Origin of the sequence: Niabella hirudinis (assembly GCF_051201075.1) — a bacterium.
GTDB classification, from domain to species: Bacteria; Bacteroidota; Bacteroidia; order Chitinophagales; family Chitinophagaceae; genus Niabella; species Niabella hirudinis.
This window is the reverse complement of the sequence record NZ_JBPEHJ010000003.1, coordinates 470,888-487,993: the sequence shown is the minus strand read 5'-3', so window position 1 is coordinate 487,993 and position 17,106 is coordinate 470,888. Positions and strand designations below refer to the sequence as shown.

Below are 17,106 nucleotides of genomic sequence, written 5' to 3'. Positions count from 1 at the left end.
TGTTCTTTTACACAAAGTAAAGCAGATCCGGTGACAGCTGTATGTCAGGAGAAAATCCGGTGTATTTTATTCTTTTTGCCCTGCCAGTGCCCGCTTCACCGCATCTCTTTTGGCCTTGGATACCGGTATCTTCTCTTCATTGGTTAACAGCAAACAGCCGCCGTCCTCTTTCAGCAGGCTTTTTATAAATACCGGGTTTACCAGGTGCGTTTGATGACAACGGATAAAGCCGCCCGGAGCCAGTAATTCATCATACTCTTTTAGCGGCCGGGAAACCAGTATCTTTTCACCATTGTTCAGGTAAAAATAAACATAGGTATTCTGCGCTTCACAACGAATGATACTGGTTACGGCCACATAGCGCGTCTCCTGGAATAAAGGCAGCGCGATCTTTGCCGGGGCCCTGCCTGCTCCTTTAAGATGATGGATTAAAAAATCGAGCTGATGGTAGCTGTGTTTACTGTTCCACTTTTCGACCGCTCTTTCAATAGCTGCCTTTAACTCCTTTTCGTCGATCGGTTTCAGGATATAATCCAGGGCGGCAAACTTAATCGCCTGTATCCCATATTGATCATAGGCCGTTACAAAGATCACTTCAAAATTCCGATGGGGGATCCGCTTTAACAGGTCAAAACCCGTTTCCTTTCCCATTTGAATATCGAGGAATAACAGGTCCGGAGGATTTGCCATTATCAATGCAATAGCGTTTTCAACGGTGGCGGCCGTACCGGAAATCATTATCTCCGGAAAGCCCCGGCACAGCATCCCCTCCAGGTTTTCAATATTATGTGCCTCATCATCTACAATGATCGCGTTCATGCCAGCCAGTCGTTTAATGTGAGTAATATAGTGGTACCGCCTGCTCCCGATTGAACGTCCAGGACTACAGGAGTGTTGCTGTATACCTCGTTTAATAAAGATATCCTGTTTTTGGATAATGCGGAACCAGTGCCCGGCGCGGTGTGTGCGTTGAACCCTTTTCCATTATCCCGAATCTTAATCAGGATGTTTTTATCCCTTCTTTCAAACACAATTCCGATACTCCCATAAGCAACGGCCGGCATGGCATGTTTTACGGCATTTTCAACAAAAGGTTGTAAAAGCATGGCGGGCATCTCGGTGTTCGTTGGGTCAATGGCTGCATCCACCTGAATGGTGTAGTCAAATCCAAAACGCATTTGCTCCATCTGTAAATAATCGTTCAGCAGTTTAACCTCATCTTCAATCGTGATAAGATCTTTTTCCGCGTCCTCCAGCACACTGCGTGACAGCCGGGAAAAACGGGTCAAATACGCATTGGCCCTTTTGTTATCATTTTTGTTTAAGAGGTTCTGGATACCCGCCAGCGCATTGTATACAAAATGGGGGTTGAGCTGGTTGCGGACTGATTGCAGGCGCAGTTTACTCACCTGCTTTTCCATCTCAATGCCGGCAATCTTTCTTTTGTTTTGCCGGTAATACAAGTAAAACACAAAAGCAGCTATCAATATAGCTGCCGTTGCATAGGGAACAATTTGTTTGATGGTAAACGTTGTTTCTTTTGGAGGCGGGGGAAATACTTTTACCGGGATCCGGATCCGCTGTTTTTTTGTTCCCTCTTCATCTTCTTCCCCATGCACGTTATAGATCTCAATTTCATAGTTGCCCGGAGCGGCAAACACATCCTCCTGGATCGACAGAACCGGATTGGCACTACTATAGGTAGCATAACGGTACTCGCTGATGCTGTCATTGATGATCTTTTTTATGGTGGCTGAATAAAATGTTCCGGGTAGCAGATCCAAATAAATACCAAAGTCCCCAAAATCATTCTGCCGGAAATGGAGATCTTCGGGGTAATTATATTCGGTATTAAATTTTGAAAAGAATGGGCTGCTGATCGAGTCCTTTCTAAAAAAATATTCCCTCTGCATTGGCACGCCTCTTTCCACAAACCTCATAAAAGCCCACATTCCCGAAACGCGGGGAAGCTCTTTTGTTGTTAAGTTCCAGTTCAGCAGCACACCTTCCCTGTTATCAAAATCGCGGGTATCATAGGCCTCAACGTAGACCTGCTCCGCCAGCGCTTTACCCTTCCATAGTACGGCGTAGGGGCGTTCGGCATCAAACTGTTTTTCAAAATACCGGGGCGTTGTCCAGGAGGTTAGTTCTTTTTTATCGTTCAGGACAACATGGTATTTAAAAAAGTTTTTATTATTGGGCGTAATGCCATAGGCAATTACCTGTATATCCGAGCTATCGGAAATGGTTGCCACCCGGTATCTTTTTGAAAGCGATTGTATATACCCGGGCCCAAAAGTTGTATTGCCATCATATGGCTTTACAATACCCAGGAGAATCCCTTCATATTTACTGAAAGTACTCTTATGCCCAGGCTGTGCAGTCAGGTTTCTTTCAAATATAAAATCAGCATGGCTTAAATAGGGTGTTGTAATGCTTATTCCACCGGTTTTACTGCTTGGTTCAAAGTTGATCTCATATTTATAGGCAGGTTTTGTCTCACCAGTGATCTTCCGTTGGGCAAAGGAACTGAATGTTACAAAAAGCAGGAGCAGTATTGTGTAGATTGCTTTCATATCTGTTGATTTTGTTACACAAATATTGCGTATCAAAAAAGCCAAAGTCAATGATCCGTTAGTATTCGCCCAAAATCAATTGGTAAACGTTCAACCTGGGCAAGAATTACTTCTTTATCTTATCCGGGTTTTTCTTTAAAAAATCTTCCCAGCCCTTAAACCCGCCGGTTATTTTTACCGGACTGCTGATCTGGTAATGATGACAAAGGGCTACAGCCAGCGCATCGGTGGCATCAAAATACTCCGGGGCTTCTTTTAAGGATAGGATCTGCTGCAGCATTTTCCATACCTGCTCTTTGGCCGCATTTCCGTTGCCTGTAACCGCCTGCTTTATTTTGCGGGGTGAATATTCTGTAATGGGGATATTAAAATGCATAGCGGCGGCAATGGCAACTCCCTGGGCACGCCCCAGTTTGAGCATACTTTGCACGTTCTTACCAAAAAAAGGGGCCTCAATCGCAAATTCATTGGGCTTATACCTATGAATCAGCTCCGTTACTTTTTCATGAATCTTGTTGAGCCGTTCATAATTATTTAAACGGGCAGCAAATTTTATGGCATGCATTTCGCGCATTTGTACCTTCTGCCCGGAACATTCAATGACGCTATAACCCATGATGAGCGTACCGGGGTCGATACCGAGTATTATGTTGGCAGATGTTGCTATTTTTACCACAGATTCATGAAGATCAACAAAAATATCAAAATATTCTTCAATTATTTCCTGGGTCCCCTGCTGTTTGCATGGTTATGTTGGTCTATTTATAACCAGGTGCGCCAGCAGGAGGGACTGGCAGCATCCTGGGTGCAGATCAAAGCATCCTTAAACAGTTCAAAAATCATTTACCTTTTGGCGGTTATGGCGCTGATGGCTGTAAACTGGCTTACAGAAGCCTATAAATGGCAGCTGGCAGTTAAAACCGTGCAGCGGCTTTCTTTTTTACGAGCTTTAAAAGCCACGCTTGCCGGCGTATCCTTTTCTGTTTCCACTCCCAACAGTATCGGCGATTATGTGGGACGCGTACTGTATATAGATGAGGGTAAACGTATCAAGGCAGCTACCCTCACCGTGGTCAGCAATGCCAGCCAGCTGTTGGTCACAATGGGAATGGGCTTGTGCTCCCTTTATTTTTTAAAAGAGCCCCTTGTTGCAGCCCGCATCATTTCGCAGTTATGGTTTGATTCACTCTTTTACATCGTAGCGTTGGGGGTTGTTGTCCTGCTGATCTTTTATTTTCGCATTTCCTGGATGGTAAAGTGGATCAACCGTATTCCATCCGGAAAAAAATTCTCCTGGTCTATTGAGGCGCTGGAACATTTTAATGCAACGGTACTGCTCCGATTGCTGTCTTTATCGGTAACAAGGTTTTTTATATTTATATTGCAATATTTTTTATTATTTCAGTTGTTTGAAGTAGATCTTTCTTTTTGGCAGACCTGGACGGGAGTGAGCGTATTGTTTTTAATCCTGGCCATCATCCCCACCATTGCGCTTTTTACGGATCTGAGCATCCGGGGGAGCCTCAGTCTGACAATATTAGGATTATTTAACGCTAATCAATTGGGTATTAGCTTAACTTCGGCAAGCATTTGGTTAATTAACCTGATCATACCGGCACTGGTTGGAAGTGTGCTGGTATTAGGTATAAAAAGAATATTTAAAAGCAAAAATGAAAACGCTTAGTTTATTCCTGGTCCCGTTTTTTATGCTGTTTGCAGGCAACAAACCTGTACCCGCGGGTGCAGAGATACCTTCCCCGTCCACAACGGTGGTTGCTGGTGATTGCGCCATACCCAATACCGCCTTTCAGGCAGGTGAAAAAGTAGGTTTTACAGTAGGGTACAGTGTGGCAGGGGCCTTTGTACCCGCCGGAGCAGGGTCTTTTGAAACCACGCTGATAAAGCTGAATGGTCGCTCCGTATATCATATTACCGGTACGGGGCGTACGCTTTCTTCCTATGAATGGGCTTACAAAGCCAAAGATACCTATGAAACATTCATTGATGTAGAAACCTTCCAGCCGCTGCAGTTCATCCGAAATATTAATGAGGGCGGTTATAAAAAATATGAGAAAGTCAGCTTTGTCAAATCGGCCAATACAGCTGTCACTATGGAAGGCAACACATACAAAGTACCGCCCTGTGTACACGATGTGGTCAGCTCCGTATTTTATGCCCGTAATGTAGATTATAACAGCCTCAAACGCGGCGACAAAGTGCCTTTTAGTATTTTCCTTGATAACGAGGTTTTTAATATGTACATCCGCTATATGGGTAAGGAAACCATTAACACCAAATATGGAAAATTTAAAACCATACGCATTCAGCCGCTAACCATCAAAGGAACGATCTTTGAAGGCGGTGAAAAAATGGTGGTATGGGTTACGGATGACGCCAACCACGTGCCGGTACGGGTAGAAAGTCCGATCATTGTTGGTAAAGTGCGGATCGATATGACCAGTTTTGAAGGGCTTAAGAGTCCGATGACGGCGTTAATCAAGAAGAACTGATCAAGCTTCGGCAGTTATAGGTTTCTGGTTTCACGTTTAAAGTTCCAGTTAAAATTTGCTAATTTGAAAATATGGAAATGTGGGAATTAGAGCCGTGGATTGACGGAGTCTTCGTTTTTTTGTTTGAGGGTTGACATTTGATGTTTCAGGTTTCAGGTTTCAAGTCTCAGGTTGGATCCGGGTTTATACTCCATGAACTATTGACCATTGACTATGAACTATTGACTATCGACTATGATCCATTGCCCATTGATGCTAACCGGATATTCATACTAATTTGAAAATTTGAGAATATCAAAATGTGTAAATGAGAGCCGGGATTGACGGAGTCTTCGTTTTTTAATTTGAGGGTTGATGTTCAGTATTAACCGGGGTCTTTGTAGGTTTAAAGTTGGGCCATTAACGGGGTATTCGTATAATAGTAAGTTTGTCAGAAATCAGAAATTCCCACATTCCCCCAAAAGGGGGCTAAAGCTCACTCAACTTAAAAAACTGATCGGGTCTGATGCCCCTTTCCGTATTCTTCAGCGTACAACATTCCTGATGCGGATCGTGCTCAAAAAACAGGAGATAATCATTTGCAACCGCTTCCTTTAAAAACGATTCCTTTTCCACCATGGTTATCAGCGGACGGGTGTCGTAGGCCATTACATAAGGCAGGGGAATATGCCCCGGAGATGGCAACAGATCGGCCATAAATACGATCGTCTTTCCTTTGTACTTCACCTGGGGCAGCATCATGGCCTCGGTATGTCCGCTGGCAAAGCGAATGTCAAATTTCTCAAGAAAGGGTGCTACTGCAAGTTTATCCGCCTGTTCCTTTTGCCCGGTAATCCATTGCAACTGTCCGCTTTCCTGTATTGGCAATATATTTTCTTTCAGAAATGAAGCTTTTTCTCTCGGATTGGGATGGATGGCCCAGTCCCAATGTGCCTCATTGCTCCAATAAACGGCGTTCTTAAACGCCGGTACCAGCTCGTTACCCCCTCTCTTTATGGCCCCTCCGCAATGATCAAAATGAAGGTGGGTTAAGAATACATCTGTAATATCATCCCGGTGAAACCCGTATTGTGCCAGCGATTTGTCAAGGTTATCATCGCCATGCAGATAATAATACCCAAAGAATTTTTCGCTTTGCTTATCGCCCATGCCACAATCCACCAATATCAGCCGGTTACCGGTTTCAATAAGCAGGCTACGGGTGGCCCAGCTGCACATATTATTTTCATCTGCGGGGTTTAGTCCGTTCCAGATGCTCCTGGGTACTACACCAAACATAGCACCGCCATCTAACTTAAAATGACCGCAATTGATTGTGTATAGGTTCATGTTTTTTAGTGAGAAGTTGAACGTGAGATGTTTTTAGTCTTTAGTCTTTTGCGCCGGGTTGATCTGAAAACTGATTGCTGAAGGCTGATCCTTATGCGTTCCGCTGCTTTACCAGTGCGGAGTAGAGCCAGAAAAAGCCGATGGCAAAGAACAGGATCAGAGATAATACCGAATTTTTCATACTGCCCGTTTGCTCTTCAATAAATCCAAAGGCAAAGATACCGATTACAATGGCCAGCTTTTCGGTAAAATCATAATAGCTGAAGAAGGAGGCCGTATCCTTCGTATCGGGCATCAGCTTGGCGTAGGTAGACCTGCTAAGCGATTGAATGCCTCCCATTACCAGGCCTACAGCTACTGCCAGTCCATAAAACAGATACTCGCCATTACCGCCGCTTTCGGCTACCAGTGCGGTGAAATAAGCCGCCAGGCAGATCAGTATCCAAAAAACAACCACCCCCATCAATACTTTTATATTTCCGTACCGGGCAGATAAACGGGATATATACCAGGCCCCCGCAATGGCTACCAACTGAATCATCACAACCGATATGATCAGCCGGTCGTCCGGAAGCCCCAGGAGTTTACTGCCAAACAAGGTTGCAGCCAGCATTACGGTTTGTACCCCCATACTGTAAAAAAAGAAGCCGCGCAGGTACCGTTTGAGTACGGGCATTTGCTTGACCTGCAGATATACCTTTTTTATTTCAATAAAGCCATCCTTAAAGATCCGGCCCTTTACCTTTCCTGTTTGCACTGATTTGGGCAAGCGGGCAAACGTGATCTGCGCAAAGGCAAACCACCAGATGCCGACCAGTAAAAAAGTAAGCCGGGTGGCCAGTCCTTTATCGGTCATTAACACAATCAGCATAAAACCTATCAACTGCATAATCACGCTTCCGATATACCCAAAAGAGAAGCCCCGGGCGCTGATCCGGTCCTGATCTTCGGGCGCCGCAATCTCCGGCAGATAGGCATTATAAAATACCAGGCTGCCCACATAACCCATTGCCGCCAGCATGAAGGCTGCCACGCCCAGACCCAACGAATCACTTGTAAAAAAGAACAGCGCCGCAGAACCCGATGCTCCCATATAACAGAAAAAACGCATGAATTTTTTTTTATTTCCCCGGGTGTCGGCAATAGAAGTGAGGATGGGATAAAGAAGGGCTACCAGCAAATAGGCCACTGCCAGCACATAATCATACAGGGAGGAGTTTATAAACCGCCTTCCCAGGAAACTTACTTTATGATCGGCGCCATTGCTACCAGTAACTGCCAAAAAGTAAATAGGAAAAAAAGTAGTAGTGATAACCAGGTTGTACACCGAGTTGGCCCAATCGTACATGGCCCATCCATTGATCACTTTCCTAGAAGCCGTTTGCATGGAGTTTTGTTTGCATAAAAATAAGGGATTTGCGGCGATTCGTTTGTAGCTTTTGGCGATCAGCAGCGGGTTATTGGTACAACATTCCTGGGGAATGGGGAGGAGAATGTGAAAATGAGGAAAACAGATCATCGCGCAAGAAACGGATCGAACCTGAAACCTGAAACTTGTCCCTTTGGGGAAGATAAAATATTGAATGAAAAATATTAAATGTAGAAGTGGAGATGCCGGTATAGCTACTCAATCTTTCTTCCGATCGGGGTGTCTTTAACACCGGGAATAAAACATTCAACACCAAGCATCAAACGGGCCCAGGCATGAGTCCTGGAACCTGAAATCGTGCCCCTTTATTTCCCCCTGGCCTCATTAAAGGAGGTTTGCAGTAATTGCAGCAGCTGTTCAAACCCGATCGTTAAAAACTGCGCTGAAATACCCACGGGGGTTTTGTAAAGCTGGTAATTTAGCTCCATGGCCCGCCTTTTTACCGGGTTTTGCTGCTGTTGCAGGTACAACAGGGGATCTTTTACGTCCAGCATAATGATAGGCTGGTCCGCCACCTGCTCCACCCATATATTCTTTACGTCCCGCCACAATACCCTTCCGGCCGAGATTCCACTCGAATGATCTGTGATACTTTCGGTATCGATGATCAGCCCTTCTTTTTTATTCTGCAGCTTTTGAACAAAAAGAATAACACCAATCCCAAAGAAGCCGGTGCAGATATAACCGATAATTTTTATTACTGTTGGGTCATCGCTCTTTATAAACAAAAAAGGCTTTACAACAAACAACACTCCAAGCAGCACCAACAGCAGGGCTCCTATCAGGTAACGTATGGTCTTTTTCTTGTTTACGGGGATGACAACCGGATCCTTCATTTTATTTTCCATTTAATATCTTCACTGCGTCTTTGGCAAAGTACGTAGCAATCAGGTCGGCGCCAGCTCTTTTGATAGATGTAAGACTTTCAATAATGGCCTTTTCTTCATCCAGCCAGCCCCGCTCCGCCGCCGCCTTGATCATGGCATATTCGCCGCTTACATGATAGGCGCTTACGGGAACGGTAACGACATTTTTTACTTCGCGGATAATATCGAGGTAGGCCATCGCTGGTTTTACCATTACAATATCTGCGCCTTCTGCCACATCCTTCAACGTTTCATTAATCGCCTCTGTGCGGTTGGCATAATTCATCTGGTAGGTTTTCTTATCGCCAAAGCCAGGGGCGCTATCCAGCGCATCGCGGAAGGGGCCGTAAAAGCAACTGGCATATTTTGCGGAATAGCTCATAATGCCAACCCCCGTGTGCCCGTTTTCTTCGAGCGCTTTCCGGAAGGCTCCAATACGTCCATCCATCATATCGCTGGGTGCTATAAAATCGGCTCCGGCAGCCGCATGCGAAAGGCTCATTTTTGTAAGCGCATCCACGGTTTCGTCGTTCAGGATATAGCCGCTCTTTACGTCTACAATGCCATCGTGGCCGTATTCCGAATAAGGATCCAGGGCCACATCGGTCATTACCACTATTTCAGGGATGGCGTCCTTTATAGCCTTTACCGCCTGTTGCATCAGCCCACCGGGATTCCAGCTTTCTTTTCCGGTATTGTCCTTCAACGCATCATCACATTTTACAAACAATAATACGCTCCGGATGCCCAGGGTCCACAATTCCTTTACTTCTTCTACGGTCTTGTCCAAAGAACGGCGAAAATAGCCCGGCATAGAACTGATGGGTTCTACCACATCCCTGCCTTCCGTAATAAAGAGCGGCAGGATAAAATCAGCAGCGCGTAATTGTGTTTCCGCTACCATATCTCGGATGGCGGAACTTTTTCTTAATATCCGGTTTCTGTGTTGTAGTATCATAATTTCTCTAATGTCTGATTTATGATGTCTGATTTATGATCTTTTGTGCGCTCCGCATTCATATTATTTATACAACAGAGTCGCTATCATGAATCAACATAAAAAAATCATTTTTTTATGTTTGCTTTGTTTGTTTTATCTGTAGCCACGAAAATTGCGGTTAATTCGTTTGCTTCTTTAATTAGTTGATTTAGTTCCTGGCTGCCTTGCAGGTTCGCATCTCTAACAACCTCCAACCAATAAAGACTCTCATCTGATTCTTCTAAAACAACTTCTATCTTATACAAGAAATCGTTTGGGGATTTTGCTCTGGCAGAAGCCCTATAATTTGCGCCCACGGATCCTGCAGCCCGTATGAGTTGTTTGGCCGTTTCAAAGCCAGCTGCGTTCCTTGGAAAGTTTTCACAAAGTTTGATCACCTCCACATGAAACTTCTTCGTTCTGTCCTGTAATTCTTTTCTATCCATAAGTTAACTTTTACACATCAGACATCAAAAAATCAGCCATCAGACATCAAAAACCCATTCCCGCGGATGTTTACAGGCCTGCAGCAATTGATCTTCCGGGCTCCCGGGCTCCGGCTCGTAATTGTAAATAAACCGGACCGTTGGTGGCAGGCTCATTAAAATGCTTTCTGTGCGGCCCTTTGTTTTCAGTCCGAAGATCGTTCCCCTGTCGTGGATCAGGTTAAACTCTACATAGCGGCCACGCCGGATCTCCTGCCATTTTTTATTTTCAGCATTCCAGGAAGTATGCTTTCTTCTTTGCACAAGGGGAAGATATGCATCCAGGAATGCGTCTCCATTGGCTTTTTGAAACACCAGCAACTGTGCCGCTTCCTCTTCGCTGTTCAGATAGAGGTGGTCATAAAATACACCCCCTACCCCCCGCATCTCATTCTCCCGGTGTTTATTGGAAAAATATTCATCACATTGCTTTTTATACCTCGGGTATAGCTCCTGCCCAAACGGATCCATTGCGTGTTTTAGCGTGGAATGAAAATGGGTCACATCTTCTTCAAACAAATAATAAGGCGTCAGATCCGCGCCGCCGCCAAACCAGCGGTGAGTAACGGTGCCTTCCCCGTCATGCGCTTCAAAATAGCGCCAGTTGGCATGGGTGGTGGGTACAAAAGGGTTCTCCGGGTGCAGCACCAGGCTAATGCCACAGGCGAACCAGGTACCTTCGGCCCCACCCCCCACCCTGGAGGAGGGGGAAATAGAAAGCACTTTTTGCATTTGTTCGGTAATATGCCCGTATACCACCGAAACATTGACACCGGCTTTTTCAAAAACAGCGCCATTTTCCATGATACGGGAATGCCCGCCACCACCTTTTCCATTTTCACCGCGCTGCCAGTTATCTTCTTTAAAAACCGCCCGGCCATCTTCTGCCTCCAGGGCTTTGCAGATGCGATCCTGCAGACCGTATACATATTCGATCCACTGCTGGCGAAATGCGTTTGTTGCTTCTTTTTTCATCCGTATACTTTTTGCTTGTCCCGCTGCACGGGACGATTTTTATTGGTCGGATGGAACTTATACGTTTCATAACAGATAACTATTGTCCTGCGGAGTAGCATCCATAAAAATCCCTCCGTCGATGATAACCTTTTCTATTCTTCCACTGCCGGGCACTGTTAAAGTGACTGACCGTTCCCTTCCCTTCCATATTGCCGGTGTATAATGGCAATGCTTTTCTTTCCCGTTTTCCGGTTTTATGATCACATCAAAGGGCACTGCAAACCCGCCAATATTTTCGAGGGTGATGGTGGTATTGTTATTGCCGGACCGGGCGTTCTTAATTTTAAGATCGATGTAGTTATTGCTAAAGAACCAGTTTTGCCAAAACCAGTTAAGATCCTGCTTTGTGGCGGCATTGATGGAATAGAAATAGTCCCAGGGAACGGGATGTTTCCCGTTCCAGGTATTGATATAACTGATCAGTGCTTTTTTAAACGGGACATCTCCCAGCAGGTCTTTTAAGGCCAGGTAAGATAGCGAAGCTTTCCCATAGGAATTTCTTCCGTACCCTGCCCCGGATAACTGGGACGACATCGTGATCAGGGGTTGATCCATTTCTGTTGCCGGGTTGCTGATCCAGTTCTTTATCCGGAAACTTTTATAGGCGCTGTCTGCCACTTGTTTTCCATTTTCTGATATACCGATCAGGTATTCAAAAGTAGTGGCCCAGCCTTCATCCATAAAGGCATAACGTGTTTCATTGATGCCCATATAAAAGGGAAAATAAGTATGTGCCACTTCATGATCTACCGTGAGCCGGGAGTCCATCAGATCTCTTAAAGAGGCATCATTTACCATCATGGGATATTCCATATCTGCATATCCCTGGATGGCCGTCATAGTGGGGTAGGGATAGTTAACACCCGGCAGATGATCCGAATACCACTGGATGGCATATTTGGTCCACTCAACATAATTTTTAAAATCAGCCGCAGTATCCTTGTAGGCCGCTTGCACGCTTACCCTTTTTAACCCGTTGCCATCCCCCAGGGCCACGCTGCCGGCATCCCATACAAAATGGTTGCTGGTGGCAAACGTAAAATCAGTAATATTCCGGGCCGTAAACTTCCATTCATTCCATTCGCTGAAATTGGTTACCGCGCCCTGTTCCATGTCTTTGGCAGTGGCCACATGAACGACTTTATTGGAGGACTGTGATTCCCGGAAACGTTTGAGGGCCGCCGGCTGCAATACCTCTTTTGCGTTCTCCAGGGTTCCCGTTGCCCAAACCACATAGTTGGTGGGCACTTTGACGGAAACAGTATAGTCATTAAAATCATTATAAAACTCACCGCCATCGGTATGTGGCAGAAGATCCCATCCGTTGTAATCATCATACACGGAAATCCGCGGATAAAAGTAGGCACAGAAGAAGGTGTTTGGATCAATTTGTCCCTCCCGGCCGCTGAGTTTGGATAAGGGATACGACCATCCGATCTCAAATTCCGTTTTTGAGTGTGGCTGCAAGGGTGTGTGGAGCTTTATGTTATTAACGGTGCCCCAGTCATCGCTGTTGACCGTATAGCGTTCCCCATTTACTACAAACCCATTGATCTCTAGGCCGGAGGTCAAAAAATCCGTAGGCACCTGTCCGGCTCTTGGTGCTTCTGGCTTGTGAATATTGTTTACAAAACGGATCGCCACCGACCAGAGGGTATCCGGGCTATTGTTGGAATAGCTGATCTTTTCTTTCCCCGAAACAGATTTTTCCTTGGTATTTACGGTAGCACTGATCTCATACACCCCTCTGTTTTGCCAGTAGTTTGCTCCCGGCAATCCGGTTGTGGTACGGGTTCCCCTTTTTACAGCATTCCGGATATTACGGGGCATATATAGCTCCTGTGCAGCAACAGCTGTCCAGAGGAGTATAGGCAGCACTGTTAAAAGGGGTATCTTTTTCAAGACAGAAGATTTTATTGATCAGAGAATGTGTATTCCTTCACCGTATTTACAAATGCTTTTGCATGATCAACCGGTACATTGGGTAAAATACCATGTCCCAGGTTGGCAATATGCCGGCCTTTTCCAAACGCACGAAGCATGTCTTTTGTTTCTTTTTCGATCCGGGAAATGGGAGACAGCAATTTTGCCGGATCAAAGTTCCCCTGCAACGTAACCTGGTTTCCTGCCATACTGCGGGCCACCTGCGGCTCAATACACCAGTCGACCCCCAAACCAGCGGCACCGGTTGCTGCCATTTCTGCGAGCGAGCCCCAGGCGCCTTTTGCAAAAACGATCACGGGAACGCTTTCTTTTAATGCTGCAACGATCTGGCGGATGTAGCGAAGCGAAAACTCTTCAAAGTCGTGCTTGCTCAGCAATCCGCCCCAGCTATCAAATACCTGCAGCACATCCGCACCCGCCGCCACCTGGCCTTTCAGGTATGCGATAGTGGTATCCGTGATCATCTGCAATAAGGCATGCGCGGTTTCAGGTTGCTGATAACAAAAGGTCTTTGCCTCATCAAAAGTTTTGCTGCCTTTTCCCTGCACCATATAACATAAAAGCGTCCAGGGCGCTCCCGCAAAGCCGATCAGCGGCACGCTTCCGTTCAGTTCTTTTTTAATCAGCTTTATGGCTTCAAATACATAATTCAATGTTTCGTTCACATCGGGGATCCTGATACGTTGCAGGTCATCCTGTTTTTTTATGGGTTGGGGCAACAGCGGGCCCAGTTTTTCCACCAGCTGCACTTCCAATCCCATCGCCTGCGGCACTACCAGGATATCCGAAAACAGGATGGCCGCATCCACGCCCACAATATCTACCGGTTGCAGGGTAATTTCGCAGGCCAGCTCGGGGTTTTGGCACCGTTCAAAAAAAGAATACTTTTCCCTCAGCCGAATATATTCCGGCAGGTATCTTCCGGCCTGACGCATCATCCATACGGGGGTACGTTCTGTGGCTTCTCCGCGAAGCGTCTTTAAAATTAAATCGTTTTTTATTTCCTGTTGCATCATATTTAAAAGTCTTTGAATTGCCGGGCCTGTTACCAGCTGCTGTTCGTAATGGCCCGGATCATCTGTTCCACATCGGGATGCGGGGCCTCCACAATGTTTGAAGTATATTGTTTTAAGGCCGCAGTTGTGGAAGGGCCAATAGAAAATGCTTTCGTTTCCGGGCTTATCTTATTTACAGCAAAAAAACTGGCCACACCACTCGGACTATAGAAAAGGATCCCATCGTATTGTGGCTTAACAGGAACCGGTGTTTTTATTGTTTCATAAACCACTTTTTCCCGGCAGGAGATGGCGTACTTCTTCAACCCGTCCGGAATGGTATCCAGGCGCAGATTCCCGCAAAAAAAAACGATCTGATCCGGTGCCTGTTCTATGATCAGTTTCACCAGTTGTGCACCGTTGGGAGCAGCCGCCCTGATTTTAGTTTCGGGAAACAGCTCCTGCACTTTTTTACGGGTAGCCGCTTCAATACAAAATACGTTCCATTGAGGGTTGCCTGTAACCGCTGCTGCTACTGCTTTTACTGCATTGGCGCTGGTAAAGATCACTTCCTGGTCCAGGAGGGAAACATCGGCCAGCAATGCGGCAACCTGCTCCGGTGCTACCGCCTGCGTTTGCAGAAAGGGCCTGCAATCAAGCAGGACACCGGCCCCGGCCCGGTGAATAAGTGCATCATCAAGCAGCTTTGTACTTAAAATATGAAGCGGTCTATTGCTCATTATTCATTTTCGCAATTAATGGTCCGGCGCCTTTTTCCAGGATCTTTGTAGCAGCAGTTTTTCCGGCTGCGGCGGTTGCATCTATTGCATATATTTCATTTACCTCCATCTTTTCGGTTCCATCGGGCGTTACAATACTTCCCCTAAACTGCAGGCTGTTTTGATGAATGGATGCCAGCGCACTGATGGGTGTGGCACATCCTCCCATGAGTTCGCTTAAAAAATCTCTTTCTGCTTTTACACAGTATGCCGTTGGGGTATGATTAATACGGCTGCAGGCACGCAGCACTGCTGCATCACCCTTACGGGCGGTGATCATGATGGCCCCCTGCGCGGGAGCCGGCAGCATCCAGTCCAACGGGATGCTGTTTGCGGGTTTCAGACCAATACGCTCCAGGCCTGCTTCGGCAAAAATAGCTCCGAACCAGTTGCTTTCGGAAAGCTTGCGAAGTCGTGTATTTACGTTTCCACGGATATTTTCGATCGTATGCCCCGGAAACCGGTTTAGCCATTGAGCCCGGCGGCGCACACTGCTTGTAGCGATGGTCAGGTTTAACGTTTCAGGTTTCAGGTTTAGGGTTTCAGGTTCGGCCATGGCCTTTATGAGTTCCTCTACGTTTATGCCATCCGGCGCCTGCCAGTTTGGGTTCAACACGAGGATATCTTTGTATGAAGCGCGTTCCAAAACGGCGGCTTCTACAATGCCTTCGGGCAATTGTACCGGCACATCCTTCATGCTGTGCACCGCCACATCAATTTTATTATTGAGCAGGGCGGCATCCAATACTCTTGTAAAAACACCCTGTACCCCCATTGCATAAAGAGGAGTTACCAGGTCAAGGTCGCCCTCGCTTTTAACCAGCTCCAGCTGTGCGGGGGTGCCTAAACTTTCTAAGCGATTTTTTACCTGTGTGGCCTGCCAAACGGCCAGTTGACTGTCTCTGGTACCAATACGGATCATATAATAACATCCGGGTTAGGGAGTTTGCAGATAATCATTGATGCTGCTGATAAACTGGCATCCCTTATCCTGACGGATTTTAAGGTTTACGGCCAGCTGTTTCACTGCTTTCTGGGCCCGCATTACGCGTTCCGTTTCGTTGATCAACTCCTTGTCTTTATAAAATTCGCAAACGGTTGTTTGCAATAAATCAATTTCGCGTAGTTTGTTCTTCCAGGTTTTCAGATGCAATGCGTAATGGTGCTCCCTCAACCAGCCCAGGAATTCCTTTTTAAAATGCTCTATAATGGAAAGGGCGCGGGGTACTTCCGCTTTGCGTTTTGCCAATGTGCGATCCAGGATTGTGCTGGAAATTTCGTCCACATCAATCACCGTAACCTGCTCTATATTCCGGATGTCCGGGTGCACATTTACCGGCACGGAAAGATCCAGGAACAATTTTGGTGTACCTGCCGCTACCAGCCCGGGCATCACTGTGGGCTCATTGGCATTGGTGCAAACAATTACAATATCGGATGCCTGCACTGCTGCTGCTTTGCCTGCATAAGGAGCAAAATGAACCTGGTGCCCCGCTGCAATTTGTTTTGCAACAGCATCCGTACGGTTCATAATGGTAACGGAGGTATGCGGCAAATAGGTGTTCAGGTTTTTACATACGTTCACCCCAAATTTACCGGCGCCAATGATCAGCACTTTCTTTTGTTCGATGTCCTTCATTTGCTGCAACAGTTCAATTGCTGCAAACGAAACAGAGACCGTGCCATCGCTCAGGTTGGTTTCGGTTTTTATTTTTTTTGAGGCCTGAAAAGCAAAGTTCAGCATCCGGTCCATCACGGGGCCAATCAGGTGCTGACCGCGAGCCGTATCCACAGCCCGTTTCAACTGACCAAGGATTTCATAATCGCCCAGGATCTGCGAGTCCAGCCCCGCGGCCACATTAAAAAGGTGTTGTAATGCTTCTTCCCCGTTCTTAAAATAGCCGCATTCGTAAAACGCCGCCTTGTCTCCATTGGTATGCGGCACCAGCAACTCGACTAATTGCATTACCGATTCTGCAAATCCATAAATTTCGGTACGGTTACAGGTAGATACCACGAAGACACTCTTCAATCCCATGGCTTTTGCACTTTTGCCTAACGTAATAAACGCATCGCCCGTGATGGAAAACAGTCCCCTGGTTGCTGCATCGGCCTTATGATAGTTGATGCCTGCAATGCAAAAACGATCTAAAACCTGCTTCGAAATATGAAACTCTTCTAACCACATAGTTCAGGC

The 17,106-nt window shown here is 46.2% G+C and carries 16 protein-coding genes; 2 read left to right on the top strand and 14 right to left on the bottom strand.

What is annotated here, in order from left to right:
- Window positions 1-66: 66 nt before the first annotated feature.
- From GGU45_RS08455 to ruvC, 3 genes are all read right to left on the bottom strand, one after another.
- On the bottom strand, window positions 67-819 hold the full coding sequence (locus GGU45_RS08455; RefSeq protein ID WP_435223769.1) for a LytR/AlgR family response regulator transcription factor: 753 nt from the start codon (window positions 817-819) through the stop codon (window positions 67-69).
- Window positions 816-2,576, bottom strand: a complete 1,761-nt coding sequence (locus GGU45_RS08450) for a sensor histidine kinase (RefSeq protein WP_435223767.1) — start codon at window positions 2,574-2,576, stop codon at window positions 816-818. Before GGU45_RS08450 ends, GGU45_RS08455 begins: the two co-directional genes overlap by 4 nt.
- A gap of 106 nt (window positions 2,577-2,682) precedes the next feature.
- Window positions 2,683-3,252, bottom strand: coding sequence for a crossover junction endodeoxyribonuclease RuvC (gene ruvC, locus GGU45_RS08445; protein ID WP_435223765.1), 570 nt, complete (start codon window positions 3,250-3,252; stop codon window positions 2,683-2,685).
- Between the two features lie 6 nt (window positions 3,253-3,258).
- Between ruvC and GGU45_RS08440 the strand changes: the two genes are divergently transcribed.
- A complete protein-coding gene (locus GGU45_RS08440; protein ID WP_435223763.1) occupies window positions 3,259-4,260 on the top strand; it encodes a lysylphosphatidylglycerol synthase domain-containing protein in 1,002 nt (333 codons plus the stop codon).
- A complete protein-coding gene (locus GGU45_RS08435; RefSeq protein WP_435223761.1) occupies window positions 4,247-5,086 on the top strand; it encodes a DUF3108 domain-containing protein in 840 nt (279 codons plus the stop codon). The genes GGU45_RS08440 and GGU45_RS08435 overlap by 14 nt, the downstream gene beginning before the upstream one ends.
- A 468-nt stretch (window positions 5,087-5,554) precedes the next feature.
- Here the strand turns inward: GGU45_RS08435 and GGU45_RS08430 are convergent, their stop codons facing one another.
- The 11 genes from GGU45_RS08430 to hemA all read right to left on the bottom strand — a co-directional run bounded on the left by GGU45_RS08430 (window position 5,555) and on the right by hemA (window position 17,097).
- Entirely contained in the window at window positions 5,555-6,415 is an 861-nt protein-coding gene (locus tag GGU45_RS08430; protein ID WP_435223759.1) for an MBL fold metallo-hydrolase, read from the bottom strand.
- A 91-nt stretch (window positions 6,416-6,506) separates the two neighbouring features.
- A complete protein-coding gene (locus GGU45_RS08425) occupies window positions 6,507-7,802 on the bottom strand; it encodes an MFS transporter (protein WP_435223758.1) in 1,296 nt (431 codons plus the stop codon).
- A gap of 347 nt (window positions 7,803-8,149) precedes the next feature.
- Window positions 8,150-8,680: an STM3941 family protein gene (locus GGU45_RS08420; protein WP_435223756.1), complete on the bottom strand. Its 531-nt coding sequence runs from the start codon at window positions 8,678-8,680 to the stop codon at window positions 8,150-8,152.
- Between the two features lies 1 nt (window position 8,681).
- Complete coding sequence (gene hemB / locus GGU45_RS08415; RefSeq protein ID WP_435223755.1) at window positions 8,682-9,668, bottom strand: porphobilinogen synthase; 987 nt, start codon at window positions 9,666-9,668, stop codon at window positions 8,682-8,684.
- A 107-nt stretch (window positions 9,669-9,775) separates the two neighbouring features.
- Window positions 9,776-10,135 (bottom strand): four helix bundle protein, encoded by a 360-nt coding sequence (locus GGU45_RS08410; protein ID WP_435223753.1) that lies wholly within the window; start codon window positions 10,133-10,135, stop codon window positions 9,776-9,778.
- A gap of 39 nt (window positions 10,136-10,174) precedes the next feature.
- Window positions 10,175-11,149 (bottom strand): oxygen-dependent coproporphyrinogen oxidase, encoded by a 975-nt coding sequence (gene hemF, locus GGU45_RS08405; protein ID WP_435223751.1) that lies wholly within the window; start codon window positions 11,147-11,149, stop codon window positions 10,175-10,177.
- 66 nt (window positions 11,150-11,215) lie between these two features.
- On the bottom strand, window positions 11,216-13,093 hold the full coding sequence (locus GGU45_RS08400) for a M1 family metallopeptidase (protein ID WP_435223750.1): 1,878 nt from the start codon (window positions 13,091-13,093) through the stop codon (window positions 11,216-11,218).
- Window positions 13,094-13,104: 11 nt separating this feature from the next.
- On the bottom strand, window positions 13,105-14,151 hold the full coding sequence (gene hemE, locus GGU45_RS08395) for a uroporphyrinogen decarboxylase (protein WP_435223748.1): 1,047 nt from the start codon (window positions 14,149-14,151) through the stop codon (window positions 13,105-13,107).
- A 29-nt stretch (window positions 14,152-14,180) separates the two neighbouring features.
- A complete protein-coding gene (locus tag GGU45_RS08390) occupies window positions 14,181-14,870 on the bottom strand; it encodes a uroporphyrinogen-III synthase (RefSeq protein WP_435223746.1) in 690 nt (229 codons plus the stop codon).
- Window positions 14,860-15,831, bottom strand: a complete 972-nt coding sequence (gene hemC, locus GGU45_RS08385; RefSeq protein WP_435223744.1) for a hydroxymethylbilane synthase — start codon at window positions 15,829-15,831, stop codon at window positions 14,860-14,862. Before hemC ends, GGU45_RS08390 begins: the two co-directional genes overlap by 11 nt.
- A 15-nt stretch (window positions 15,832-15,846) precedes the next feature.
- Window positions 15,847-17,097 (bottom strand): glutamyl-tRNA reductase, encoded by a 1,251-nt coding sequence (hemA, locus tag GGU45_RS08380; protein WP_435223743.1) that lies wholly within the window; start codon window positions 17,095-17,097, stop codon window positions 15,847-15,849.
- Between the last annotated feature and the right edge of the window lie 9 nt (window positions 17,098-17,106).

What these genes read in the sequence shown, in the direction of transcription:
- hemC (WP_435223744.1), bottom strand. Translation starts at nt 15,831, where the DNA reads ATGATCCGTATTGGTACCAGAGACAGTCAACTGGCCGTTTGGCAGGCC.
- GGU45_RS08440 (WP_435223763.1), top strand. Translation starts at nt 3,259, where the DNA reads ATGAAGATCAACAAAAATATCAAAATATTCTTCAATTATTTCCTGGGT.
- hemF (WP_435223751.1), bottom strand. Translation starts at nt 11,149, where the DNA reads ATGAAAAAAGAAGCAACAAACGCATTTCGCCAGCAGTGGATCGAATAT.
- GGU45_RS08420 (WP_435223756.1), bottom strand. Translation starts at nt 8,680, where the DNA reads ATGAAGGATCCGGTTGTCATCCCCGTAAACAAGAAAAAGACCATACGT.
- hemA (WP_435223743.1), bottom strand. Translation starts at nt 17,097, where the DNA reads ATGTGGTTAGAAGAGTTTCATATTTCGAAGCAGGTTTTAGATCGTTTT.
- GGU45_RS08435 (WP_435223761.1), top strand. Translation starts at nt 4,247, where the DNA reads ATGAAAACGCTTAGTTTATTCCTGGTCCCGTTTTTTATGCTGTTTGCA.
- hemB (WP_435223755.1), bottom strand. Translation starts at nt 9,668, where the DNA reads ATGATACTACAACACAGAAACCGGATATTAAGAAAAAGTTCCGCCATC.
- GGU45_RS08455 (WP_435223769.1), bottom strand. Translation starts at nt 819, where the DNA reads ATGAACGCGATCATTGTAGATGATGAGGCACATAATATTGAAAACCTG.
- hemE (WP_435223748.1), bottom strand. Translation starts at nt 14,151, where the DNA reads ATGATGCAACAGGAAATAAAAAACGATTTAATTTTAAAGACGCTTCGC.
- GGU45_RS08450 (WP_435223767.1), bottom strand. Translation starts at nt 2,576, where the DNA reads ATGAAAGCAATCTACACAATACTGCTCCTGCTTTTTGTAACATTCAGT.
- GGU45_RS08390 (WP_435223746.1), bottom strand. Translation starts at nt 14,870, where the DNA reads ATGAGCAATAGACCGCTTCATATTTTAAGTACAAAGCTGCTTGATGAT.
- GGU45_RS08425 (WP_435223758.1), bottom strand. Translation starts at nt 7,802, where the DNA reads ATGCAAACGGCTTCTAGGAAAGTGATCAATGGATGGGCCATGTACGAT.
- GGU45_RS08430 (WP_435223759.1), bottom strand. Translation starts at nt 6,415, where the DNA reads ATGAACCTATACACAATCAATTGCGGTCATTTTAAGTTAGATGGCGGT.
- GGU45_RS08410 (WP_435223753.1), bottom strand. Translation starts at nt 10,135, where the DNA reads ATGGATAGAAAAGAATTACAGGACAGAACGAAGAAGTTTCATGTGGAG.